The following is a 23,116-nucleotide window of genomic DNA, read 5'->3' as shown; positions in this document are numbered from 1 at the left end:
CTCTGTTTTGCCTGCACCTTGATCTGGTTGCGGTGAAAAGTCAACAGAACCTAGTAAATTCAATAATTTCTAACTTTACTTAACGCAAATACAGTAAATAAAACTGTTCGTCCTCTCAAACTTCGTCATGAGTATTTCTTAGAATGTGACGGTTTCCAAGTTTATTGTTCATGATTTAGGTGCTCTCAAAGGCAAACATCACTCTAGTTTCCAACTTTATTTCTGAACCACTGCGAAGTCAGAACGAAAAACCAAGGCTTTTAGGCTGGCTAAGTTTCCAACTTTATTCTCGTTTAACAAAACTTGTCAGGTAATAAAACGGTTGGACAATTTGTAAAACGGTTGGACAATTTGTAAAACGGTTGGACAATTTAGTTCAGATGAACTACGATCTCTGACAAGCGAGTAGAACAGTATAGATACTCGTTTGCCAGAGGTATTTTTATGGGTAGGCGGAAGAACCAGTGGACCCAAGCTACGTCTGACCGTTACCTCAAAGAGGGGCGAGGGCAAGGGGAAGGAAAGAATTACAAACCCTGGCTCACCGTTCGAGATGTCTCCTCACGCGGCAGATCGTCAAGAGAGGTAGGTTGGAAGACAGGTCGAGACCATCACCTACTCTCAGATCAGGAGAGACGGCTCTTCTACTTGTTTGAGTGGTCAGACGATGTCGTAGACATTCGAGAACAGTTTCCTATGCTCAACCTGGATTTAGCTATGGAAATCGCGAATGAGATGGGATGGAAGTATCCTAAAAATTCTGAAAGCGATGTTTCCTATGTTTTAACCACGGACTTCATGCTGGCTGTGAAGCGAGACGGCAAACTCATGCAGGTTGCTCGAACCGTTAAGACGACAGAAGAATTAGATAAGAGCTCAATTGCTGCAAGATTAGAGATAGAGAGACGCTACTACAGAGCAGAAGGCATTGATTGGAGTGTTGTCACGGAAAGAGGGATTCCTAAACTTTTAGCAGAGAATGTTGAATGGACGCATTCTGCTTACTGGTTGGAAGCAACGTCGGAGATGGATGTTGATGAAGAACTTAGAGGATGTCTGAGAAGTCCGTGCTAGCGGCTGAACTTCTGATTCTTTCGTCGAGTCACCAGCACTCGAACCCTGATTTCTGCGTTGCAAACTACCCTTTTCAGACATCCTCTTAGGACTTTAGAAGGACATGTTAACCAGGTTTACTCAGTTGAGATTAACTCTCAAGATTCTATGATTGCCAGTGGAAGCAGAGATGGAACAGTCAAGCTTTGGGATGTTAATACAGGAAATTGTTTGAGAAATTTGCAGGATGTTTACCCATACGAAGGCATGAACATTGCTGGAGCCAAAGGCTTGACTAACGCGGACAAAGCCACACTGAAAGCACTTGGGGCGGTTTAGAATTAGAAAGGAGTTCAATATGGAAAACAACTTATTGCAACGCATCACCCATAATCCAGACATTTGTCATGGCAAACCTTGCATTCGTGGGTTACGCTACCCCGTTGAGTTTATCCTTGAACTTCTGAGCGCTGGCATGACGATCGAAGAAATCCTTACTGACTACGATGATCTCGAATCAGACGATATTCTTGCCGTTCTCCTCTTTGCTGCCCGGCTCAGCCAAGTTAAAAGCATTCATAAACTGGCATCATGAAGTTTCTCGTCGATGCCCAACTTCCTGTTCGGCTCACCCGACTGCTTCAAGAAGCAGGTCATGATACTCTCCACACCAGAGAACTCCCGCAACAGAATGCCACTCCAGACTCCATCATCAACTCACTCTCAGCTCAGCAAGAACGAGTTGTCATTACCAAAGACTCAGATTTTGTTGATTCTTTCCTCACTACACAGCAGCCCTATAAACTTCTGCTTGTCACAACAGGAAATATCAAAAACTCAGATCTGGAAGCCCTTTTTGCTGTAAATCTACTCCTCATCGTTGATTTGCTTTCCCAGCACAGTTACATTGAGTTGAGCAGAGATTCTGTAATTGTCCATCAATAGCAAAATAAAAAATTCAGTTCGATCGTTTCGCTGTCTCTACCCAATTTTCAATCCCTTTCTGGTTCTGATTTCAGCTTTGCTACCGTCGAACTGACGTCCCATTAGGTTTGCTATCCTGTATGATTCGTACTCAAGCCTCGAGCAGTATAGGACTTTATTTTCTCACAGTTCTTAATCTAACTTCAGTTTTACCGATTTGGTATAAAACTTTATTGAATCGGCACCCTGAAAAGAAAACGAAGATACAGGGTTTTAGAAGTTTCCAGTATATGAGTTTATTTTCTAGATACAAAACTTGTAAACCGAAAATAAAGTCGTTTACTAGCAAACTGAAGTCTTATACTGCGCAATAACCCCCTCTGCTAGCAAATAAAATTCTATGCTTGAACATAGGATTTTATTTGCTAGTAAAGTGCCTCATCCACCTCTAGAGTTGATAGGCTCACTACATGGCTTTATCAAATGGCTAAATCATTCAACTCGCTCTAGCCTAAAATTTGCTCAAGACTAATCTAATTCCCCTCTAAATTCTCTTTATAAATCAGCTTTAAGACGCGATCGCTACTATCTCTTCAACATCACTTCCAGATTGTTCGCTCTCAGCATCTCGAACAATATCAAGATCAATATCAATTACTGTCATTTGCAAGCCCGCTTTAGGGACATTGCCATTGCTAGAAATAAAAGGGTTCGGTTCAACGTTACCTGTACAAATGACAAGCGAGCCTTTCTTCAAGAACTGAAGTTTGCGCCATGCATAAGACTTTTCCCAAATACTCAGAGACACTGTAAACGATTCCTCACGGTTACGAGGCTTCTGAACATACAAAGTGACTGAAGCAACTTGAGCTTGCTCGCCATTCTTCAAGTCAACAGTTTTAACTTGAGCATCTGCCGCCAGGTTGCCACTAACAATCCACTTATTCAACCCTGCACTAGACATGCGATGTATCTCACAACTTTTACTGCTGTAGAGTGCCCAAAGCTCTTTGAACAGCAAACAAAGAATAGAGGACACACCATAAAAAAGCAGTAGAACTTATTGCTCTACTGCTCAACTTTACCCAGCTCAAACAAGCTTACAGACCGACTAGCTCACGTGAATCAAGCCCAGTCAACTGCTGTGCGATCGTGAGTCGTGTTTCCAATTTCGCCACACTAAACTCATTGCGTAGATGCTCTAAATGCGCCAGCGCATTGGCTTTCTCGGTAGAGGCACGGTTTAGGGCATCAACCGCGCGTCCATACTCTTGGTTGACTTGCAAAACTTCAAAGCGACGGGCTTTGCGCTGATTGTCATTCTTAAGGGCCGTTTCAAATGCGACAACCATATCTGCATTGCCTTCTAACCGGGCAAGATGCTGACGGATTTCAGCAATATTTAGCTCTAGCTCATTGACATGATGGGCTGCTTGCGCGATCGCAGCGGGATACTGATCTAAACGAAATTTCATGACTCGACATTCCTTGAACGTAAAAGGGTCAGCAGCCAAAGAGCCGCAACGGACTACAGACTACGAACAACAAAGGCTACGCACAAATAGGAGAAACTAAAGACCTAGAAGCAGCTATGCGACGAGTTCTTGTAGCTGGGGCAAGGCGCGATTAGGCAACTCAGACATGCTTGAAGGTGGCATCTGAGCTTGGGGCGCAGCTTTCTCCAAAACCTGAACTTCAATATTTACAGCTACCAGGTAGGAACCGGACTGATCCCCCACAGCTTCAGCAATCAGCTCAGCAAAGGCAGGACGATCGGCAGTGATCGGATCTCTCAAAGAGCAGCGATCCCATTCGTACTTGGCGGCAGGGTCAAGGTGCAGAATGTAATGCTTCGTCATGGAACAAGAACCTGAATCATTTGTACTAATGTACTAATTGTAGTGCAGATTCACACCAATTGCAACTGGTGGTAAAGAGGGTTGAAAAGCCCTTCTAGGAAGCGATTTGCTCTAAATTACGCGGCGCATTCGACCAGTCTTTTTGCGAGTTCTCTGTCCCCAGTCGTCGCTGATCGGCTCGATCCCAATAGGCTAGCATTGGCCCGATCGCAGCTGTTCCAGGCAGCTTAACTTCATACAGAAACCGGTCTAAAATCTGGCTCCGCTGAAGTCGAAAATGATACCCAGAACTCGCAAGACGCTGTGTGAACTTCTGAGCTTGAGCAAACGTCTCAAACCCAAAATAGGTTGCTTCCTCAGAATGAGGAACTCGGCGAAACGGAGTTCTAACGACTAAAACTCTGGGTGACAGATACTGTCCAACTCGCCCGTTCTGAAGCGAAAGGAAACGTCCGATCTCCATAGGTCAACTAAGCTCTAGATATCTCTATTGTAGTTAATCGTCACTACAGATTTGGATAGAGATTTGGCGTGATAACCGCCTCTAAAAGCTGACACTCTGGTAGCGGATTCTGTCATAAATGCACGTAGTGAGGGCACTCCAAGAGCCTCAATCATCAGCACCAAAATGTTGATCAAGAAAATTTAGCGCATGATTGCGGAGTTCATAGTAGTGAGGATTTTCTCGCAGGGCGGCGCGATCTCGCGGATGGGCAAACGGAACGTCTAGAATTTCGCCAATTTGGGCGGCAGGTCCGTTCGTCATCATCACAATGCGATCGGACATATACAGCGCTTCATCCACATCGTGCGTCACCATCAGCACGGCTTGGCGATGGGCTTCCCAAATATCCAGTACTTGTCGCTGAAGCTTGCCGCGAGTCAAGGCATCAAGTGCTCCAAACGGTTCGTCCATCAGCAGCATCTTAGGACGAATTGCCAATGCCCGTGCAATGCCCACCCGCTGTTTCATGCCGCCAGAGATCTCATCGGGATATTTGTTAGCGGCTGGCATCAGTTTGACCATGGCTAGATGCTCATTCACTAGACTAGCTTTCTCGGCGCGGGACGCGTCTTTTAACACTTCGTCTACCGCTAACCGAACATTTTCACGTACGGTAAGCCAAGGTAACAGCGAGTAGTTCTGAAACACCATCATGCGATCGCTTCCTGGTTTGCGAATTTCTCGCCCTTCTAGCGTCACGAGTCCAGAGGTTGACCGCTCCAATCCTGCCACGATCTTGAGTAGGGTCGATTTGCCACAGCCGGAGTGCCCGATCAGCGATACAAACTGGTTCGCTTCTACAGTGAGATTGATATTGTCAAGGACAACGAATTCGCCCCCATTTCCAGTGGGATAGGCTTTGGTTACGTTTTCAATTGTTAAGAATCCAGCCGTTTCTGGCTGCCTATCGTTAGTATCTGCTGTTTGCAAGCTTGATTTAGTCATAGGTTTTGCAGAGTAGTTTTGGAGAGTGAATAGGTAAACGAAGGGTTGAGCGGTTTAAGTTTCCCTAACCGAAGTAAATCGGAACGGGGCGATCGGCGCGAATCTCGAAACTTTTGAGATAGCCCACTGGATCACTCGGATCAAAGCCTTTTTTGTCAATAAACGCTTCGGGAGGTTCAACTTTGTAATCGTCAGTGGGACAGGGAATGCCGATTTCTTTAGCAACGTCGCGGTAAATATCTGTGCGCCAACCTTGAGCCGCAAGCTGATCCGCGTTCTTGGGAAGCTCTTTAATTTGCCCCCATCGGGCCGCTTGAGTCATCAACCAAAGACTTTCCGATCGCCACAAAAACGTTGACGTTCCTCCCGGCTTTTGCGGCAGGTTGGGTGGCAAATCGTAAAATATGGTCGTGTCTTCAGATTTAACGGTGCGATCTTTGCCATCAAAGCCGCCGTAATTGTAGTTGCCGACAATTCCAGGAGCTGTAAATTTGTCGATCGCTCCGGTTTTTGGTTTTGCTCCGGTAAACGATCGCTCCGTAATTAGTTGAGCCACTTCAACGCGATTCTCCGGTTTGCTGCAGTATTGACAGGCTTCGATCATCGCTTTTAGTAGCGATCGATAGGTTTTGGGATTCTCGTTAATAAACGATTCCATTACACCAAGTAAGCGATCGGGATGCCCGAGCCAAACTTCTTTGCCCTGAGCAAAGGTGAAGCCAATGCCAGCATTTCCGGTAATGGCGCGAGTGTTCCACGGTTCGGCAACCATGTAAGCCTGCATCGCTCCAATTCGCACATTCGTCACCATTTGGGGAGGGGGAACAATGATGATGCGGAACTCTTTGAGCGGATCAACGCCTGCCGCCGCCGCCACATAGCGCACGAAATATTCGTAGATGGCAGAACTCAGGACAACTGCCCAAACCTTGCGCTCGTTGGGCTGACGCTCAAAATATGACCGAAATTGTTGACCAAATGCCTCTAAGTTCCCGTTATATTCCTGCCAGGGACGCAACCCAAAGTTCCACATGTCGCGGTTCATCGTCATTGCATTGCCGTGGCGGTGAATCACCATGCCTGCACATAAGGGAGCATGACGCGCTCCCTCCGCGCCAATTCGGGCGTTTGTCACTGCTCCAGACACGACAGGCGAGGCGTCTAAACGACCAAAAATCAAGCCATCACGAGAGGTTGCCCAGCTTGCTTCACGATTCAAGCGCACGTTTAGCCCATATTTGTGAAAGAAGCCTTTTTTCCACGCGATCGCAAAAGGAGCGCAGTCATTCACTGGCACATAGCCGACGGTGATATCTGGTTTCTCTAGTTCAGATGGCTTGACAACTCGCTCGATTGCCTTTGCTTCTTCAGTCAATCCGGAGGCGGATCGATCCGCACTGATATTGCAAGCCCCCAACGCGACGGTTGTGGCGGTTGCACTCGCGCCCAGCAAAAACTCGCGCCTAGTCCAGGAGTTTTGAGTCGTCATAAGTTTTGAAATGCGGGGTAGTTTTGAAATGTAGGATGTAGACGGTTAGAGGAGCAGTTATCCCTCTTTCGGAGTTCGGCGGTGAGTGATGAGCGCTTCAAGTCTGGAGATTGCGACATCCAGCAACAAGCCAGTAACACCAATCACAAACACCGATAAAAACACCGAACTGAGGTTCAAGCGACTCCACTCATCCCAGACAAAAAAGCCGATCCCAACGCCGCCAGTGAGCATCTCTACTGCGACAATCACCAGCCAAGCGATCCCTAAACTAATTCGCAATCCGGTAAAAATGTAGGGCAGACTTGCAGGCAGAATGATTTTGTAAACCCGTCGCCACGGCGGCATTTCCAGCACTCGTGCTATGTCAAGATAATCTTTGGAAACGCTGGAAACCCCTAAAGCAGTGTTGATGATGGTTGACCACAAAGAGGTAATGAAAATTACGAAAATTGCAGAGGGTTCCGCCAAATTAAAAATAGCGAGAGCAATCGGTAGCCATGCTAGGGGTGACACCGGCTTGAGAATCTGAATGATCGGATTGAGTGCCAGTAGCGCAGGGCGATACATGCCGATCAGAAAGCCGAGAGGAATTGCCACGACTGCCCCTAACAAAAAGCCTAGCAAGACTCGTCGTAAACTCGCGAGCAGCAGCCACCCAATTCCTAAATCACCCGCACCCCGCTGATAAAATGGGTGCATGATGAAGTCTAGGTTGTTGGCGATCGCTTCATGAGGATACGGCATCAATTCATGCCGCAGCGAGGCAATTCCGTACCATAGTAGTAAAATCCCCAGAAATCCCAGTGCTGGATAGAGCACTGTATTTCGCAACAGACCAAGCTTTGTCCGCTTCCAAGTAGCCTGACTCACAGCGACAAAGAGCGCCATTATGCTGAGTTGAACCATAATTTCAGTGCTTTAACAGTTGAGTTCAGTTATGCCAAACTGAGCAGTCTCAACAAGAGACACTGATGAGCCGAAAGCTCTCCAGTCCTCTCTCAATGCCGACGAAGTTAGCTGACGGGCTAGGACTGGGAGATGCCCTCTAGGTAAAGTGCCATACCACAATAGCGATCCTAGTTAGCCCCAAGATTTGGTTCCTCCGCTTCAAGCTTGCAAGCCTTATTTTAAAGACTTGAACAACGCTGAATTAGGCTGACTGACTTCAGTTCAATCCCTGCGTAGAAGCAAAGATAGTTATGAAATGTAGCAAAGACAATCCCGATACGTCAATCCTTCGCAGGTTAGGTTGGGCAGGTCTTACAACACGATTGGTTGAGACTATCGTTTGAGCATTCTGTTCCAACTATCTTGATTACGAGTAAATTATTCATAAACCTTAGATAACATTGAGAACGCTATTATCATAGAAAGATTAACTCTCCCTACAATATAGCCGTTAACCGCTTCGTTAGCAGGTGAGAACTGAATAGTTAAATTTTGTATTTCTGTTAAATCATAAAAGAACTTCAACGACTTTACGAATGACTTTATGATGACTTGCTAGAGTTTGTAGACCGTTCTGTTAAATCGTCAATAAGCTTTGCTGATCACCTTGACTTCAGAAGCGACTTCAATGCACTTTGTGCAAAGGAGTTATTCCTTTCGGAGTACTTCTGCCTCTGATTTTGGCAAATCCTCTAAAAAACTTGAAAATCTCTGAGTTTTAGATGGCTTGTTTTGAAATTGCAGGCTAATTTGTTAAGAGGGATTTTACAGATCCCTATCTTTCATTTGATTTATCTAGAGGAACCGAATTCATGGTAGCGACTCCAGAGCGCTTGAAATACGAAGTCAAAGACATTTCTTTGGCTCCTCAGGGCAAGCAGCGAATTGAATGGGCTGGGCGTGAAATGCCTGTGCTGAAGCAAATTCGCGATCGCTTTGCCCAAGAGAAGCCATTTGAGGGCATCCGACTCGTTGCTTGTTCTCATGTGACGACCGAGACTGCAAATCTCGCCATCGCCCTCAAAGCAGGCGGCGCGGACGCCCTTCTAATTGCCAGCAACCCGTTGTCTACTCAAGATGACGTGGCGGCAAGCTTAGTCTCTGACTATGGCATTCCTGTTTTTGCCCTGAAAGGCGAAGACAATGCAACTTATCACAAGCATGTGCAAATCGCGCTTGATCACCGTCCGAATATCATTATTGATGATGGCTGTGACGTGGTTGCAACGTTGGTTCAACAGCGCAAGCATCAGCTTGAAGATATCATCGGAACCACTGAAGAAACGACGACTGGGATTGTTCGCCTCAAGGCGATGCTGCGCGATGGCGCACTGACCTTCCCGGCAGTCAACGTCAACGATGCAGAAACAAAGCACTTCTTTGATAACCGTTATGGGACGGGTCAATCCACCCTAGATGGCATCATTCGGGCGACCAACATTCTGCTGGCGGGTAAAACCATTGTTGTTGCTGGCTACGGCTGGTGTGGCAAGGGTACAGCGATGCGGGCGCGAGGTATGGGCGCAAATGTAATCGTGACTGAAATTAATCCCGTTGCTGCGATCGAAGCGGTGATGGATGGTTTCCAGGTCATGCCGATGGATGTGGCGGCCACGAAAGGTGATATTTTCATCACCGTCACGGGCAACAAGCACGTGATTCGCGGAGATCACTTTGACTCGATGAAAGATGGTGCGATCGTCTCGAACTCGGGTCACTTTGACATCGAGATCGACCTCGAAGCGCTAAAAAGTCGTGCCAGCGATGTGAAGACGGTTCGCAACTTCACCGAGGAATACAAGCTGAAGAGCGGTAAATCGGTTGTTGTGTTGGGCGAAGGTCGTCTGATCAACTTGGCGGCGGCTGAAGGACACCCCAGCGCGGTAATGGATATGAGCTTTGCAAACCAAGCGCTAGGGGCTGAGTACCTGGTGAAAAACAAGGGCAAGCTGGCTCCTGATGTGTATCCTATTCCAACTGAGTTGGATCAAGAAATTGCGCGTCTGAAGCTACAGGCAATGGGCTTTACCATTGATTCTCTAACAGCTGACCAGATTGAGTACACCAACTCCTGGATGACTGGAACCTAAATCATCTGCAATTTGTATTGAGTTACGAATTGCCATCTTTGTTTGATATTTCTCTGAATCGGTATAGATAGGTTGCTTAGAGCAACCTATTTTTTTATGCGAATTTTTGAGAACAAAAATTAGGACTTACGCATTAACAACGGATTTGAGGTACTTCTGAGGAGGCTTCGCCTGCGGATGTGACAGATTGGATGTGACAGACTAGCAGATGATTTAGTAGTGCCTCCGTTTCTCACAAAGGTTTGGGGCAAGCGTCTGACAGATCCATCATCAAATCTAAAGCAAACCCTAGTCTGAGTTTCGAGTTAGACTTATGCAGACCATAGAAATTGACGAATTTTCTGGACAGTCACATGAGTGATGAAGCAAATGCAGGCATTGATTCTCCATCTGGGGGTCATTTGACGATCGAAACTGCGATCGCAAACCTACGCGGTGAAGATCGGGGTCTGCGAATGTATGCGGCTTGGTGGCTCGGTAAGTTTCGAGTGAACGAGCCTGAAGCAATCGAGAGCTTAATGGTGGCGTTGGAAGATGAAGCCGATCGCACAGAAGCGGGAGGATATCCGCTCCGGCGAAATGCAGCGCGTGCATTGGGGAAATTGCGCCATCCGTCAGTCCCCAATATGGCCGTACCCGCCCTAATCAAAAGTTTAGAGTGTTCAGATTTTTATGTTCGAGAAGCCGCGGCTCAATCGCTAGAGCAATTGGGCGATCCGTTTGCGATTCCAGTATTGATGCGATTGCTCAACAATGAGATTCCTGGAACGCTTCCTTCTCCAGTAGACCCTGATCTCGTCCAGCCTTACGATGCGATTTTAGAGGCGCTAGGGGAGTTATGTTCGGCAGCTGCTCCTTCCGAGTCGGACGAAGCGCAGCGTGCATTTGTGAAGTTTCTTGACCATCCGATCGAGCGGGTTCGATACTCAGCGGCTCGTGCCCTGTATCAACTCACCCAAGATCAACAGTACGGCGATCTGCTAGTTGAGGCACTAGCGGGGCATAATTTGTCATTGCGTCGATCGGCATTAGCCGATTTGGGTGCGATCGGGTATCTCGCTGCTGCCGATGCGATCGCACAGACGTTAGCAGAAAATAGTCTCAAGCTGATTGCGCTCAAAGGCTTACTCGAACACCAGGTTAAACAGACTCCACTGCCTGAGCTTTCGGACGGAGCGGTTCATGTCATGACCCTGATGGATGCGTTGCTTTAGCGGGCATCGGCACATAGTTCTGATTATGTGTATAAGAGCTGTAAGCGTCAGTTTTTAGAGTTTATTCTCTAAAGCGCTATTCCGATGTGTGAATCCAATCCTATTACAATCCATTCACAATGAGATTGGAGTTAGATATATCGAATGTATTACCGAAATCAATCACAATACTGTAATTGGTTAGTTTAACCAGAAATTTAATAAGGCAATCGAGGGAGGCTATGGAAAGTAGAACAGAATTAGTGACTTTAAACTGAAGTCCCGAAATCTGCTGCGTCAGTTCCTGTTCGTCTCTTGTTCATTTCCCTTGTTCAGTTTTCATAGTTGTCAGCATTGAGTAAGCCAGGTCAAATAGAATGGTTTATGTCCAGATTGCGCTTAAATCTCTTCTCATGACCGATCCTCAAGTCCTCCAGTTAATTCGTGCTATTGACGACGCAGATTCCGCGACTCGTCTTTTACAAGCAGTGCAGGCGTTGGCAGAAGTTGCCTCTGAAGCTGAAGTTCCAGTGCTAATTACTGCGTTAGGCTACAACAATCCGGGGGCGGCTGTGGCGGCTGTAGATGGACTCATTCGCATTGGAGAACCTGCCGTTATCCCACTTTTAAAACAGTTGGATGACTATGACTATGGCGCTAGAGCTTGGGCAATTCGGGCGCTAGCTGCGATCGCTGACCCACGCGCATTACCAACCTTGTTAGATGCTGCAAAAAATGATTTCGCGCTGAGCGTCCGTCGGGCAGCAACAAAAGGATTGGGAATTTCACGTTGGGAGCAATTACAACCTGACGAAGTGGAAAAAGCTCAACTTCAATCGTTAGAAGCGCTCCTGATCGTTTCACAGGATCATGAGTGGATCGTCCGCTATGCGGCAGTTGTAGCACTGCAAGAACTTGCCCTCTTCAATACTCAATCCCCCTGGTTGGTTCAAATCGAAGCCCAACTCAACACCCTAGCAAACCAGGACGATAATGCTGCCGTTCGCGCTCGTAGTACGCTTGCTCAACAACGAATAGCAGCCGCTCGCAACGAGAGCAATCCTTGATTGGGCTAATAGCTCGATCTGCTAGTACGTTAAGCAATAGTTCTAAGCGTGGTTGAGTGTTTCTGCCCACCAAGGAGCATCGCTTAGAAATTGGAGTAGGAATTGTTCATTGAATCGATTAAACTCCACAGTGAAGATTAATCACATTCAACACTGGATTCTGAACCAACGTGAATATGATTTTGAACTCAATCGATTGAACGAAGAGGATTGTGCTGTGAATTCTTCTAAACCTGTTCAAATCATTCCCGTTACAACTGCCCAACACCAAGAAATTTTTCTGGATGTGCCTGCACGAGTGTATGCCCATGATGCAAACTGGGTTCCACCATTGCGGAGCGACCTGATTAAAGAACTTTCACCTGACTATCCGTTTCGCCAATATGGAGAGCTTCAGCCGTTTATTGCGGTGAAAGATGGAAAAGGGGTAGGTCGAATTGTGGCGATGGTGAACCGACGATTGATTGAGCGTGAGGGAAAAAACGTCGGACTGTTCGGATTTTTTGAATGCATTAATGATGCCGCGATCGCAACGTCTCTCCTCAACTCTGCTTGCGATTGGTTACGCGATCGCGGCCTAACAGAGGTTCGAGGTCCGATTAACTTTTCGACCCAAAACTCCTGTTTCTTTCTGGTCGATGGCTTCGATTCACCGCCGATGGTGATGATGCCTTACAACCCGGCTTACTATCCAGAATTTATGGTGCGCGATGGCTGGCAGAAAGCGAAAGATGCTTACGCTTATGACCTGCCAGTGAATAAACCCCTATCGCCTGAATTTGAGAAGGGCTACAAAATTGCGTGCAAATCGGGAGTATCATTTCGCTCCATCCGAACTAAAGGAGATGGATTTACACAAGATGCGATCGAGATGTACAAGCTCTACACAAAAGCATTTTCGGGCAATTGGAGTTCGACACCTCGAACGCAAGAGGAATTTCTAGAACAGGCAGAATCGCTGCGAAGCTTGGTCGATCCAGATACATTTTTGATCGCAGAATACAAGAGTGAGATGATCGGTTTTTTTATGAGTTTGCCGGACTATAACATTGCGCTGAAGCATGTAAATGGCAAGCTGAATTGGCTAGGCATTCTCAAGTTTCTGTGGTATCGGCGTCAGATTAATCAAGGTCGTGTGTTCGCGATCGCAGCGCTTCCCGAATTTCGCCGCAAGTTAGTTCCGCTCGCATTAATCTATTTAGGATTCCAAGGCACAATCCAAGAAGGCAAACCTTACAAGCGAGCAGAACTATCTTGGATCTATGAAGACAACGAACCGTCTCGAAAATTGATTGAAGCGACAGGAGGTGTTATTTACAAGACGTACCGCATTTACGAAAAATCTTTGTGATATTCTGCACATTCAAATTCACGATCGCGACACTAAAACACTGATATGAAGGCACTAGTCACCGGGGCAAATGGATTTACCGGATCGCATCTTGTCAAAGCGTTGCTCAAACGTGGCGATTCTGTCGTTGGAATCGTTCGCAAATCCAGTAATCTTTCTCGCCTTGCCCAGTGTCCTATTGATTTCGTCTACGGTGACATCACTGACCGCACTGCCCTCAATCAGGCGATGACGGGTGTAGATGTTGTCTTCCACACGGCTGCCTATGTCGAACTTGGATTGGTTAATGCGGCTGAAATGGAACGAGTCAACGTAGACGGAACGCGCGCTGTTCTAGAAGCTGCACAATTGGCTGGCGTTCCTAAAATGGTCTATTGCAGCACAATCGGCATTTTTGGTGACACGGAAGGCAAAACGATCGATGAAACCTTCAAACGGGAACAGACCGGATTTTCCTCCGCCTACGATCGCACGAAATACGAGGCTCAGCAGCTTGTTGATCAAGCCGCCGCAAATGGCTTTCACGTCGTCAGCGTGCTGCCTTCAGGAATCTTTGGCAGTGACGATCCACACTTCAAACCTGTGTTAACTTCGTTTCTCAAAGGGCGTCTGAAACTGTGGGCAGGGGGCGGCAGAATTACTGGAATTGTTCATGTGGACGACTTAGCCGATGCGATGATTCTCGCTTCAGAGCGCGGACAAGCGGGAGAGCGCTACATCATTTCGGCAGGCGATCTCTCCACTCGTGACATGTTCGAGATTTTTAGCCAAGAAACGGATATTCCGCCCCCTCGCGAAGCTCCTGAACCCCTCGTTCGGGTGGTGGCTAATGTCTTAGATGTCGCAGGTCGCGTTTTCTCGTGGCAACCGCCGATTGACAAGGAAAGGGCACATTATGTCTACGATCGCTGTGTGCGCGTCGATGCGACAAAAGCGCGACAAAATCTTGGCTGGACTCCGCGATCGCCCGAAGAAACGTTGCGAGAACTGGTTCGCCCACCCTTAGAAGGCTCTTTCTAGAAGTGGTTCACAAATACTCAGATAAATTAATGCTCAGACAGATGTCCAGGAAGTCTTTGTTCTGGCAAATGCACCGTGAACGTTGAGCCAACTCCGACTGTCGAGGTCACTTCAATGGAGCCACCATGCAATTCGACTAACTGTTTTGTCAGGGCTAATCCCAACCCCGTGCCTTCATACTGACGATCGTAAGAGTGATCCAATTGCTGAAACGTTTGAAACAGAAGCGATCGCTGTTCTTCAGAAATGCCAATGCCGCTATCTTCAACCTGCAAAATCGCTATACCATCATGGACATACGTGCGTAAGGTGACGTGCCCCTGCTCTGGCGTAAATTTAATCGCGTTGGTCAGCAGATTAACCAAAATCTGCTGAACTCGCCGAGGGTCGGCTCGAAACTGGACATCCACCTGATCCGGCTGAATCTTGAGATCAAGTTTGACGCGTTTGAGATCGGCTCGTGCTTGTAGCGCTTCAACGGCACGACGGGCAATCTGAGCCAAAGAAAATTCTTCAATCTCCAACGCCATCTTTCCCGCTTCAACTTCGGATAAATCTAAAATATTGTTGATCAGAGAAAGCAGGTGTTCACCCCGACTTTGAATCGTATGCAGATACTCTTGCTGCTTTGATAGCGGTAGCCCAGAGTGCTGCGCCTGTTCCTGACAGCGCAGTAGAGTCGCTGCCATGCCAATAATTGTAGTCAACGGCGATCGCAGTTCGTGGCTCATCGTGGCTAAAAACTCTGACTTGGCTCGACTCGCCGATTGCGCCGCTATCAGCGTATCGCACAGAGCTTGCGTCCGCTCAACCACTTTCTGTTCAAGGGTCAGCGTTTGAGCGTGCAGTTCCGAGTACAAGTTGGACTGGTGAATGGCGATCGCAAGTTGTTCTGCAATTTGATGTAGAAGCGCTTTCTCGTTTTCTTGCCAGTCTCGCGCTGTGAAACATTGATGGGCAATGAGCAATCCCCATAGGTTGTCCTGAACCACAATTGGCGTGACTAATTCTGCCCGTACTTGTGCTTGAGGAGAGAGCTTGAGCAACGGCTGCGTCTGAGAGGAGGTTTGACCATCGACGATCGCCCAAGTGAGTTCCTTTCGATGAGCACTCCAGAGGTGCTGCGTCTGCTCACCATCGTCTTTCACCAGGTGAAGCACTGAAGGAACTGTATCACTTCTACGAGATTCGTAAGTAATTCCGTCTAACTTGGGAATGGTTTCATGCGCTGGAATCTGAGGTTCGGAAGACAGCAAACAGGACGGAGCCGGAATATTAAGCTGATAAATAATTAGCCGATCGGCGTTCAAAAACTGACGCACCTGCTGAACGGCTGTTTCAAGAATCACAGGTAACTCTAGGCTCTGGCGAATTAATGATGTCACTTTATGGAGTAAGCGCTCTTGTTCGACTTGCTGTTGCAGTGGTTGTTCGACAGCAACAGAGCCTGATTGTTCAACAGTCGGCGCAGACAACGTTTCAATCAGTTGCAGCGTAAATTGACTTTGAAGCTGAGGATCGTTTGGCTGTAGATGCAGCATCGCGTTAGCTATCTGCTGTCTTAGAAAGGAATGATCTGAAAGTTCAGAAGCGAGAGTAGAGAGAAAAAGCGCAATCGCGCTCGGATCAAACGTCAGCTGCAATTGGCAAGCGTTTTCTGACGCAAAGGGCACGGAGTTGCCCTCTAAGAGCGCATTAAATCCTGAAGAAACCACAGCAACAAAACTGTCAGCCTGCCGTTCTAAACCTTCTACATTTGACTCGGTCAGAATCAGAGCGTTTGGCTCGCCCATCTGCTTGAGTAAGCTGCCGACTTGATAGAAATGACTCCAAGCAAGGATGCGGTGAACGCTACGAGTCTGGGAGCTATGCATATTTGGTACAGGTCAGATGGCGTGAAGATATGCCCGCTTAATTGCAAATTAAACTGATATACCTTTGAATTACTTTTTAATAATTGGGCGAGATGATTACTGAAAAAGAAGTTCAACTTGATTGAAAAGGTAATTTTTATATCAACGCTTCTGAAAAACCCTACTGCTTATTATGCGACACAATCTTCTGCTACATACCATCTCAATCTATAAAATTCATGCGATTGGCCTTGCCAAGCTCCAAGGGATCACGACGATGTAACGAAGATAAGTTGTCGGTAATACTGACCGAATTAAGAAGATCGTGCCTAAGCAGAAATTGCAGTCATAATAATGTTTGATTTGATAACGTCTAAGCTACGTAAAAATGCTGAATCGCACATCGACAAACTTCAGGTATCTGCTGTGGAGCATTGTTTGCTGCATTGGAATTTGGATGATTGTGACGGCGCTCCCTGCCGGATCACAAGAAACAATTGATACGCTAAAACAAAAACAACAGCATGTCGATCAGCAGCGATCGCTGGTACAAAAAGAGCGCGATCGCGTTCAAAAACTTGAAACAAAAGCGCAAGGAGATTTGAAGGGCATTCGCAAGACGATTCAAGCTACGAGTAGCCAAATTCAGACGAGCGAAGCAAAACTCAAATCTACAACTAATGCTTTAAAGAAATTAGAGCGATCGCTTGATGAGGCAGAAAAAGTGTATCGCAAGCGCCAGTCCGCTACGATTTCACGCCTGCGATTTTTGCAACAGCAGCAGGGTGCAAGCGGTTGGGCGGTATTGCTTGAGAGCCAAAACCTAAATGATTTTCTCGATCGGCGTTATCAATTGAAACGGGTGTATCAAACAGACCGTAATATTTTGACTAACCTAAAAACCACCGCGGATCGGTTAGATCATCAGCGGACTCAGGTAGAGCAGACCAAGAATGATATTGACCTAATCACTCAAGAACTCCACGCGCAAAAATCAGAATATGAGCAGCAGGCAATCTATCAGAATCAAGTGGTGAATCGGCTGAGAAGCGATCGTCGCGCCCTCGAAGCCGCAGAAGCACAACTGGCAAAAGATTCTCAAAGTATTGGTGATTTGATTCAACGACGGGTTGCCGAGAATCAAAGACGCCTTGCGGCAGAACGCGCCAAAAATGGTGATGTGGCCGTTGTGTTAGGAACAGGACAGTTTGTATTTCCTAGCGATGCGCCGATCAGCAGTTCCTTTGGTTGGCGAATGCATCCTATTTTGGGCTACCAAAAATTTCATTCTGGAATGGATTTTGCCGCAGGCTACGGTAGTACAATTCGGGCTGCCGATCGCGGAACCGTTATTTTTGCTGGATGGTACGGTGGCTATGGAAATACGGTGATTATCGACCATGGCAACGGCATCACGACGCTTTATGGACATTCCAGTGAACTCTATGTGGCAGAAGGGCAATCGGTTGAACGCGGACAAGCGATCGCGGCAATCGGTTCAACCGGACTATCAACCGGACCTCACCTCCATTTTGAGGTCAGAAAAGACGGTGAACCTACCGATCCGGCAACTTATCTTTGATGAGCCTCAATTGAAAATTCGATTCTAGGGACTACCTCTCCTAACCCCGTCTCATCGGACCGAACTTCCAGCACACTACAGAAGCAACTTTCCTTGCAATAGAAGCAACCTTTCTTACACCAGAAGCAACTTTCCTTGTGACGGAAGCAACCTTTCTTGTGATGTAAGGAAGGTTCCTTACGGCGAAAGCAGCCTTCCTTACATCAGAAGCAATTTTCCTTGCGATGGAAGCAACCTTTCTTACACCAGAAGCAACTTTCCTTACATCAGAAGCAACTTTCCTTGCGACAGAAGCAACCTTTTTTGTGACGAAAGCAAGGTTCCTTAAAATGGAAGTAACCTTCGTTTAAAATGGAAGCAACCTTCGTTACTATAGGAACTCTGTTTGTAAAGACTTACGGCTACACCACAACATCTGCAACGATTTTCTTTCGTCAGTCTCGTGAGGGTTTAATCACGACTTCTAGACTAGATGCGATCTTTCGGAGCCAATAGCAGCGTCTAGATATTGCTCAACTCCTCGGAACTCCCACGATCGACATCAAGTATTTCCAATTTCTAAACTGTAAAAAATGAACTGTAAAAATGAGTTCACAGAAGTCTAATGTTCTCATGACATACGGCTTTGGCACTTGTAGGAATGCCTCTTCTGACGGCCTATAATGCTATGTCGCGTTCATTGCACAATCACCCAAGATCTCTCTATGACTTCATCCCTTCGCTTCCTTATGTGTGCGCCCGACCATTACGACGTGGATTATGTCATTAATCCTTGGATGGAAGGCAATATTCACAAATCGTCCCGCGATCGCGCAGTTGACCAGTGGCAAAAATTGCACCACGTCATCAAAGATCATGCGATCGTCGATCTCGTTAAACCTCAAATTGGCGTTCCAGATATGGTATTTACTGCCAACGCTGGATTAGTGTTGGGCGATGTTGCCGTTTTGAGTCGCTTTTTTCACAAAGAACGGCAAGGGGAAGAACCGTTCTTTAAACAGTGGCTTGAAGAAAATGGATTTACGGTGCATGAATTGCCGCCAGAGTTACCGTTTGAAGGTGCAGGAGATGCATTGTTCGATCGCGAAGGTCGTTGGCTGTGGGCAGGTTACGGGTTTCGCTCTGAATTGGATTCTCATCCCTACCTAGCAAAATGGCTAGATGTAGAAGTGTTGTCATTGCGGTTGATGGATGAGCGTTTCTATCATTTAGATACGTGTTTTTGTCCATTGCAAAATGGATATCTACTTTACTATCCACCTGCGTTTGATGCGTACTCTAACCGCTTAATTGAAATGCGAGTTCCCGCTGAAAAGCGGATTGCGGTTGCCGAAGCAGATGCAGCAAATTTTGCTTGTAATTCGGTCAACATTGACGATGTTGTCATCATGAATAAAGCAAGCGATGACCTTAAAAACCGCATTACTGAAGCAGGATTTCGCGTGATTGAAACGCCATTGACAGAGTTTCTCAAAGCGGGCGGTGCAGCAAAATGCCTGACGCTAAGAGTGACCGAACCTGTACGGGTAGAGCTTCATGCAAGCGCGACGATTGAGAGCCGAACGATTCGGCTGGAGGGTCACTTGCTGGATTCAGGCTTAATTAACCGCGCCTTGGATGTTGTGGTTGAGGCGGGTGGAAGTTTTCAAGTCCTCAACTTTAACTTAGGGGTGCAACGGCAGAGTACCTCTTCGGCAGAAGTCAAGGTGACGGCTCCATCGCATAGTGTGATGGAAACGATCATGTCTCAATTGATCGACTTAGGCGCACTGCCACCGCCTCAAGAAGTGTGCGATTGCCTTCTTGAACCTGTCTCTCAGCAAGGTGTTGCACCAGATGACTTCTACGTCACTACAATCTACCCAACTCAGGTGCGCATCAATAATGAGTGGGTCACAGTAGATAAACAGCGTATGGATGCCGCGATCGCGGTGTCTGCCGATTCTAAAACTGCTGAATGTAAACTGCTGAGAGATTTGCAAACGAGCGATCGCGTTATCGTCGGCGTTGAAGGAATTCGGACGATTCGCAAACCAGAATCTCGCGAACAGCGCAATACTCAAGAATTTAGCTTTATGGGTGCAGGCGTGTCGAGTGAACGCCGAGTGGAGTTAGTGGTTGAACAAATCGCTTGGGAACTGAGACAGATTCGCGACCAAGGCGGGCGCGTCGTGGTGAGCGCAGGTCCAGTCGTGATTCACACAGGGGGGGGCGAACATCTCGCTCATTTGATTCGTGAAGGATATGTGCAGGCGTTGCTCGGCGGCAACGCGATCGCAGTTCACGATATGGAACAGTCGCTCATGGGCACATCGCTGGGGGTAGATATGCAGCGGGGCGTCTCGGTTCGCGGTGGGCATCGTCACCATCTTAAAGTAATCAATACCGTTCGCAGATATGGCAGTATTGCCAAAACCGTTGAAGAGGGCGTGCTCGACAAGGGGATTTTCTACGAGTGCGTTCGTAATCATGTTCCATTTTCATTAGCGGGATCGATTCGAGATGACGGACCGTTGCCAGATACGCAAATGGATCTGATCAAAGCGCAAGAAGATTATGCTCGTCTGATTGCTGGGGCTGACATGATTTTAATGTTGTCTTCCATGTTGCACTCCATCGGTGTTGGAAATATGACGCCTGCTGGAGTAAAAATGGTGTGTGTCGATATCAATCCTGCTGTAGTGACCAAGCTGAGCGATCGCGGCTCTGTCGAATCTGTAGGCGTTGTAACGGATGTAGGCTTGTTCCTTAGCTTGCTAATTCAGCAGTTAAATAAACTTACAAGTGCTTATCAAATGGCTCAAAGGCTCTAATTAGGGAAGACCTGATCGCAATGTTAGGCTTGCGATCAGGTCTCCATTCCAACCTATCTATTCTTAGGTTGCGATACGATTGGTTTGCTCTGTCAACTCTAAAAGCTGCTTTGATAGCTCTGGTGTAAGCATTTCAGAACTGAGATATCGCCAGCGCCAATTTCCTGCATTCTGGCTTGGGTCGTTCATCCTGGCAGTGTGATCAAGTCCTAAAATATCCTGCAATGGGATGATAGCTAGACTGGCAGCCGATGCCATTGCAGTATGAATCATTTGCCAATGAATAATCTCTGAAATTTCCTCGGCTGAATCATGACCTAGGTAGCGCAAAACGTTTTGCTTCTCTTGATCACTTGCCTTTCCCCACCACCCGATTGCGGTGTCATTATCATGGGTTCCAGGATAAACGATCGAATTGGGAACGTAATGAGTGGGTAGATGAACATTGTTTGGATCGCCATCAAACGCAAACATTAAAATTCGCATTCCAGGAAACTCAAAGCGATCGCGCAACTCCTCAACTTCTGGAGTGATAATTCCTAAATCCTCTGCCATGATGGGTAGAGTTCCAAGCTTCTCTTTCAAAGTCTCGAAAAATTCTACTCCCGGTGCCTTCACCCACTCTCCATTCATGGCTGTTGTTTCCCCAGCCGGAACTTGCCAATAGGCTTCAAATCCACGGAAGTGATCAACCCGAACAACATCAACATATTGTAGGGTTGCTTGAAAGCGCTTAATCCACCAATCAAAATTGGTTTCTTGCGATCGCGGCCAGTCGTAAACCGGGTTCCCCCATAGCTGACCCGTCTCGCTAAAGTAGTCGGGCGGAACTCCAGCAATAAAGGCAGGCTCTAACGTTTCTGGATCGAGTTTAAATAGCTCAGGATTTGCCCACACATCAGAGCTATTGTGGCAGACGTAAATTGAAACATCGCCAATAATGCTGATATTGTTCCCGTGAGCATAGTCTCTCAACGCCGACCATTGCTGAAAGAATTTAAACTGCGAGAACTTATAGAACTGAATTTTTGTCTGGAGTTTCTCTTTTTGCTCACGGATTGCATCAGGATCTCGTCGTGCAATCGGTGTCTCCCACTTTGTCCAAGGCTCCCCCTCATGCGCCTCTAAAAGCGCCATAAATAGAGCAAAGTCGTCTAGCCAGTAAGCCTGCTCCTGAGCAAATTGCTCAAATAGAGTGTCTGGCTTAAAGCGAGAGTACGCTAGCTCAAGTAACTGAGTCTTATAAGGAACAACCTGATCAAAATCAACACGATCCTTATTTGGAAGCGGCTTCAACTCCTCTTGACGCAGCAAGCCCTCTTTCATTAATCGTTCTAAGTCAATCAGCAGTGGATTTCCTGCAAATGCACTAAAGTTCATGGTGTAAGGTGAGTGCTCGTACCCCGTCGGTGCTAAAGGTAGAATCTGCCACCACACTTGACCACTTTGCTCTAAAAAATCAATAAACTCATAGGCCGCCTTTCCTAAATCTCCAATCCCAAACTGGCTAGGTAGACTAGTCGGATGCAATAAAACCCCACTACTTCGCTTAAAAGTCGTCCTAGGAACTACTGTCTCAATATTACTCATCCTGATCTAATGCAGCTTGTACTTGCATTACTAAACTATCTACCTCTACAGGCTTACGAATGACTCCAGTGACTTGAACCGGATCTTCGATCGCAGCCGCAGGAGAATCGTATCCCGTCACGAATAAAATTGGAACTGAATCAAGCTGATGATTTTGGCGGATTCGATGAGCAACTTCATATCCATTCATGCCTGGCATCATGATGTCTAGCAACACCAGATCTGGCGGTGCAGATTCTATCTTGACAAGCGCTTCCCAACCGCTATCAGCAATATCTACCTGATAGCCCTCATACTCTAGAAGAGTTTGAAGCAAAAAAGAATTATCAGCCACATCGTCCACAACAAGAATGCGAGTCATACCCAAACCTAGCCCAGCTCGATGAGTGCTTCGTCAGAAATACTTGAAACTGATCTCAACTCTTCGTATTGTGCTAACGCCTGTTGCTCCACCGCCTCTGGCATGGGAAAGATTACTTAGGATGATTCTTCACCCCAAATTCTTCACCCCAATATCAATATAAGGACTGCTCTCCTGCCTAACCTTGTGTTGAGGAAGAGTTGAAATTATCAAACCTGCGATCGCCATTACTCCCATCACCAGAGTCCAGCGTCTTCCATTCTTCCAACTATAGGTATGGGTTAATCGGTTCATTAGCTGCCCAAGCCACATAGAGGATGTATCTCCAAACCTCTCTTGCAGCTTAGTTTCCAGCCTTTTCCTGATATTGTTCCAATTTCCCTTCAGAATTAGCTTGACAGGGATAAGTTAGTAGCGTTATATTGGTCAAGCGGTCGAGAGGAAGCCAAGCGAGAGCGAAGCGGAGAGCG

Annotated in this window: 22 protein-coding genes and 1 riboswitch; of the genes, 11 read left to right on the top strand and 11 right to left on the bottom strand. The window is 46.9% G+C overall.

The window, feature by feature from the left end:
• The first annotated feature begins 444 nt into the window (after positions 1-444).
• From AC5I6P_RS13210 to AC5I6P_RS13195, 4 genes are read left to right on the top strand one after another with little or no spacing between them, the layout of a single operon-like run.
• On the top strand, positions 445-1,074 hold the full coding sequence (locus AC5I6P_RS13210) for a TnsA endonuclease N-terminal domain-containing protein (protein ID WP_495694231.1): 630 nt from the start codon (positions 445-447) through the stop codon (positions 1,072-1,074).
• 57 nt (positions 1,075-1,131) lie between these two features.
• Entirely contained in the window at positions 1,132-1,392 is a 261-nt protein-coding gene (locus tag AC5I6P_RS13205; protein ID WP_495694230.1) for a WD40 repeat domain-containing protein, read from the top strand.
• A 19-nt stretch (positions 1,393-1,411) separates the two neighbouring features.
• Positions 1,412-1,648 carry a DUF433 domain-containing protein gene (locus AC5I6P_RS13200; RefSeq protein ID WP_495694229.1) on the top strand — a complete coding sequence of 79 codons (237 nt, stop codon included), beginning with the start codon at positions 1,412-1,414 and terminating at the stop codon, positions 1,646-1,648.
• Complete coding sequence (locus tag AC5I6P_RS13195) at positions 1,645-1,998, top strand: DUF5615 family PIN-like protein (RefSeq protein WP_495694228.1); 354 nt, start codon at positions 1,645-1,647, stop codon at positions 1,996-1,998. Before AC5I6P_RS13200 ends, AC5I6P_RS13195 begins: the two co-directional genes overlap by 4 nt.
• A gap of 547 nt (positions 1,999-2,545) precedes the next feature.
• Here the strand turns inward: AC5I6P_RS13195 and AC5I6P_RS13190 are convergent.
• The 7 genes from AC5I6P_RS13190 to ntrB all read right to left on the bottom strand — a co-directional run bounded on the left by AC5I6P_RS13190 (position 2,546) and on the right by ntrB (position 7,684).
• A complete protein-coding gene (locus AC5I6P_RS13190; protein ID WP_495694227.1) occupies positions 2,546-2,941 on the bottom strand; it encodes a single-stranded DNA-binding protein in 396 nt (131 codons plus the stop codon).
• A 136-nt stretch (positions 2,942-3,077) separates the two neighbouring features.
• Complete coding sequence (locus AC5I6P_RS13185; protein WP_495694226.1) at positions 3,078-3,452, bottom strand: hypothetical protein; 375 nt, start codon at positions 3,450-3,452, stop codon at positions 3,078-3,080.
• Positions 3,453-3,566: 114 nt separating this feature from the next.
• On the bottom strand, positions 3,567-3,836 hold the full coding sequence (locus AC5I6P_RS13180; protein ID WP_495694225.1) for a hypothetical protein: 270 nt from the start codon (positions 3,834-3,836) through the stop codon (positions 3,567-3,569).
• 94 nt (positions 3,837-3,930) lie between these two features.
• Positions 3,931-4,299 carry a hypothetical protein gene (locus AC5I6P_RS13175; protein ID WP_495694224.1) on the bottom strand — a complete coding sequence of 123 codons (369 nt, stop codon included), beginning with the start codon at positions 4,297-4,299 and terminating at the stop codon, positions 3,931-3,933.
• A gap of 147 nt (positions 4,300-4,446) precedes the next feature.
• A complete protein-coding gene (locus AC5I6P_RS13170; RefSeq protein ID WP_495694223.1) occupies positions 4,447-5,286 on the bottom strand; it encodes an ABC transporter ATP-binding protein in 840 nt (279 codons plus the stop codon).
• A 64-nt stretch (positions 5,287-5,350) separates the two neighbouring features.
• On the bottom strand, positions 5,351-6,775 hold the full coding sequence (locus AC5I6P_RS13165) for an ABC transporter substrate-binding protein (RefSeq protein ID WP_495694222.1): 1,425 nt from the start codon (positions 6,773-6,775) through the stop codon (positions 5,351-5,353).
• Between the two features lie 57 nt (positions 6,776-6,832).
• A complete protein-coding gene (ntrB, locus tag AC5I6P_RS13160) occupies positions 6,833-7,684 on the bottom strand; it encodes a nitrate ABC transporter permease (protein ID WP_495694221.1) in 852 nt (283 codons plus the stop codon).
• A gap of 82 nt (positions 7,685-7,766) precedes the next feature.
• Positions 7,767-7,910: riboswitch (cyclic di-AMP (ydaO/yuaA leader) on the bottom strand.
• A gap of 628 nt (positions 7,911-8,538) precedes the next feature.
• Here ntrB and ahcY point away from each other — a divergent pair.
• From ahcY to AC5I6P_RS13135, 5 genes are all read left to right on the top strand, one after another.
• Positions 8,539-9,816: an adenosylhomocysteinase gene (gene ahcY / locus AC5I6P_RS13155; protein ID WP_495694220.1), complete on the top strand. Its 1,278-nt coding sequence runs from the start codon at positions 8,539-8,541 to the stop codon at positions 9,814-9,816.
• 353 nt (positions 9,817-10,169) lie between these two features.
• On the top strand, positions 10,170-11,030 hold the full coding sequence (cpcE, locus tag AC5I6P_RS13150; protein ID WP_495694219.1) for a C-phycocyanin alpha-cysteine-84 phycocyanobilin lyase subunit CpcE: 861 nt from the start codon (positions 10,170-10,172) through the stop codon (positions 11,028-11,030).
• Positions 11,031-11,422: 392 nt separating this feature from the next.
• Complete coding sequence (cpcF, locus tag AC5I6P_RS13145) at positions 11,423-12,076, top strand: C-phycocyanin alpha-cysteine-84 phycocyanobilin lyase subunit CpcF (protein ID WP_495694218.1); 654 nt, start codon at positions 11,423-11,425, stop codon at positions 12,074-12,076.
• Between the two features lie 109 nt (positions 12,077-12,185).
• Positions 12,186-13,427, top strand: a complete 1,242-nt coding sequence (locus AC5I6P_RS13140; RefSeq protein WP_495694217.1) for a hypothetical protein — start codon at positions 12,186-12,188, stop codon at positions 13,425-13,427.
• A gap of 45 nt (positions 13,428-13,472) precedes the next feature.
• On the top strand, positions 13,473-14,447 hold the full coding sequence (locus AC5I6P_RS13135; protein WP_495694216.1) for an NAD-dependent epimerase/dehydratase family protein: 975 nt from the start codon (positions 13,473-13,475) through the stop codon (positions 14,445-14,447).
• A 26-nt stretch (positions 14,448-14,473) separates the two neighbouring features.
• Here AC5I6P_RS13135 and AC5I6P_RS13130 read toward each other — a convergent pair whose 3' ends face one another.
• Positions 14,474-16,321, bottom strand: a complete 1,848-nt coding sequence (locus tag AC5I6P_RS13130; protein WP_495694215.1) for a sensor histidine kinase — start codon at positions 16,319-16,321, stop codon at positions 14,474-14,476.
• A 367-nt stretch (positions 16,322-16,688) separates the two neighbouring features.
• On the opposite strand from AC5I6P_RS13130, the gene AC5I6P_RS13125 reads away from it, so the two are divergent.
• Positions 16,689-17,882: a murein hydrolase activator EnvC family protein gene (locus tag AC5I6P_RS13125; RefSeq protein WP_495694214.1), complete on the top strand. Its 1,194-nt coding sequence runs from the start codon at positions 16,689-16,691 to the stop codon at positions 17,880-17,882.
• A gap of 704 nt (positions 17,883-18,586) precedes the next feature.
• A complete protein-coding gene (gene argZ, locus AC5I6P_RS13120; RefSeq protein ID WP_495694213.1) occupies positions 18,587-20,695 on the top strand; it encodes a bifunctional arginine dihydrolase/ornithine cyclodeaminase in 2,109 nt (702 codons plus the stop codon).
• A 63-nt stretch (positions 20,696-20,758) separates the two neighbouring features.
• On the opposite strand, the gene malQ is transcribed toward argZ, so the two are convergent.
• From malQ to AC5I6P_RS13105, 3 genes are all read right to left on the bottom strand, one after another.
• Complete coding sequence (malQ, locus tag AC5I6P_RS13115) at positions 20,759-22,285, bottom strand: 4-alpha-glucanotransferase (RefSeq protein WP_495694212.1); 1,527 nt, start codon at positions 22,283-22,285, stop codon at positions 20,759-20,761.
• Positions 22,278-22,646 carry a response regulator gene (locus AC5I6P_RS13110; RefSeq protein ID WP_495694211.1) on the bottom strand — a complete coding sequence of 123 codons (369 nt, stop codon included), beginning with the start codon at positions 22,644-22,646 and terminating at the stop codon, positions 22,278-22,280. Before AC5I6P_RS13110 ends, malQ begins: the two co-directional genes overlap by 8 nt.
• Positions 22,647-22,775: 129 nt before the next feature.
• On the bottom strand, positions 22,776-22,940 hold the full coding sequence (locus AC5I6P_RS13105) for a hypothetical protein (RefSeq protein ID WP_495694210.1): 165 nt from the start codon (positions 22,938-22,940) through the stop codon (positions 22,776-22,778).
• Positions 22,941-23,116: the final 176 nt, after the last annotated feature.

It is taken from the genome of Myxacorys sp. (assembly GCF_059501405.1).
The sequence above is the reverse complement of the archived record's forward strand: the minus strand, read 5'-3'. Positions and strand labels throughout refer to the sequence as shown.

Excerpts from the sequence above, each read along its gene's own strand:
- AC5I6P_RS13210 (WP_495694231.1), top strand. The coding sequence starts at position 445 with ATGGGTAGGCGGAAGAACCAGTGGACCCAAGCTACGTCTGACCGTTAC.
- AC5I6P_RS13200 (WP_495694229.1), top strand. The coding sequence starts at position 1,412 with ATGGAAAACAACTTATTGCAACGCATCACCCATAATCCAGACATTTGT.
- AC5I6P_RS13195 (WP_495694228.1), top strand. The coding sequence starts at position 1,645 with ATGAAGTTTCTCGTCGATGCCCAACTTCCTGTTCGGCTCACCCGACTG.
- AC5I6P_RS13190 (WP_495694227.1), bottom strand. The coding sequence starts at position 2,941 with ATGTCTAGTGCAGGGTTGAATAAGTGGATTGTTAGTGGCAACCTGGCG.
- AC5I6P_RS13185 (WP_495694226.1), bottom strand. The coding sequence starts at position 3,452 with ATGAAATTTCGTTTAGATCAGTATCCCGCTGCGATCGCGCAAGCAGCC.
- AC5I6P_RS13180 (WP_495694225.1), bottom strand. The coding sequence starts at position 3,836 with ATGACGAAGCATTACATTCTGCACCTTGACCCTGCCGCCAAGTACGAA.
- AC5I6P_RS13175 (WP_495694224.1), bottom strand. The coding sequence starts at position 4,299 with ATGGAGATCGGACGTTTCCTTTCGCTTCAGAACGGGCGAGTTGGACAG.
- AC5I6P_RS13170 (WP_495694223.1), bottom strand. The coding sequence starts at position 5,286 with ATGACTAAATCAAGCTTGCAAACAGCAGATACTAACGATAGGCAGCCA.
- AC5I6P_RS13165 (WP_495694222.1), bottom strand. The coding sequence starts at position 6,775 with ATGACGACTCAAAACTCCTGGACTAGGCGCGAGTTTTTGCTGGGCGCG.
- ntrB (WP_495694221.1), bottom strand. The coding sequence starts at position 7,684 with ATGGTTCAACTCAGCATAATGGCGCTCTTTGTCGCTGTGAGTCAGGCT.
- ahcY (WP_495694220.1), top strand. The coding sequence starts at position 8,539 with ATGGTAGCGACTCCAGAGCGCTTGAAATACGAAGTCAAAGACATTTCT.
- cpcE (WP_495694219.1), top strand. The coding sequence starts at position 10,170 with ATGAGTGATGAAGCAAATGCAGGCATTGATTCTCCATCTGGGGGTCAT.
- cpcF (WP_495694218.1), top strand. The coding sequence starts at position 11,423 with ATGACCGATCCTCAAGTCCTCCAGTTAATTCGTGCTATTGACGACGCA.
- AC5I6P_RS13135 (WP_495694216.1), top strand. The coding sequence starts at position 13,473 with ATGAAGGCACTAGTCACCGGGGCAAATGGATTTACCGGATCGCATCTT.
- AC5I6P_RS13130 (WP_495694215.1), bottom strand. The coding sequence starts at position 16,321 with ATGCATAGCTCCCAGACTCGTAGCGTTCACCGCATCCTTGCTTGGAGT.
- AC5I6P_RS13125 (WP_495694214.1), top strand. The coding sequence starts at position 16,689 with ATGCTGAATCGCACATCGACAAACTTCAGGTATCTGCTGTGGAGCATT.
- argZ (WP_495694213.1), top strand. The coding sequence starts at position 18,587 with ATGACTTCATCCCTTCGCTTCCTTATGTGTGCGCCCGACCATTACGAC.
- malQ (WP_495694212.1), bottom strand. The coding sequence starts at position 22,285 with ATGAGTAATATTGAGACAGTAGTTCCTAGGACGACTTTTAAGCGAAGT.
- AC5I6P_RS13110 (WP_495694211.1), bottom strand. The coding sequence starts at position 22,646 with ATGACTCGCATTCTTGTTGTGGACGATGTGGCTGATAATTCTTTTTTG.
- AC5I6P_RS13105 (WP_495694210.1), bottom strand. The coding sequence starts at position 22,940 with ATGAACCGATTAACCCATACCTATAGTTGGAAGAATGGAAGACGCTGG.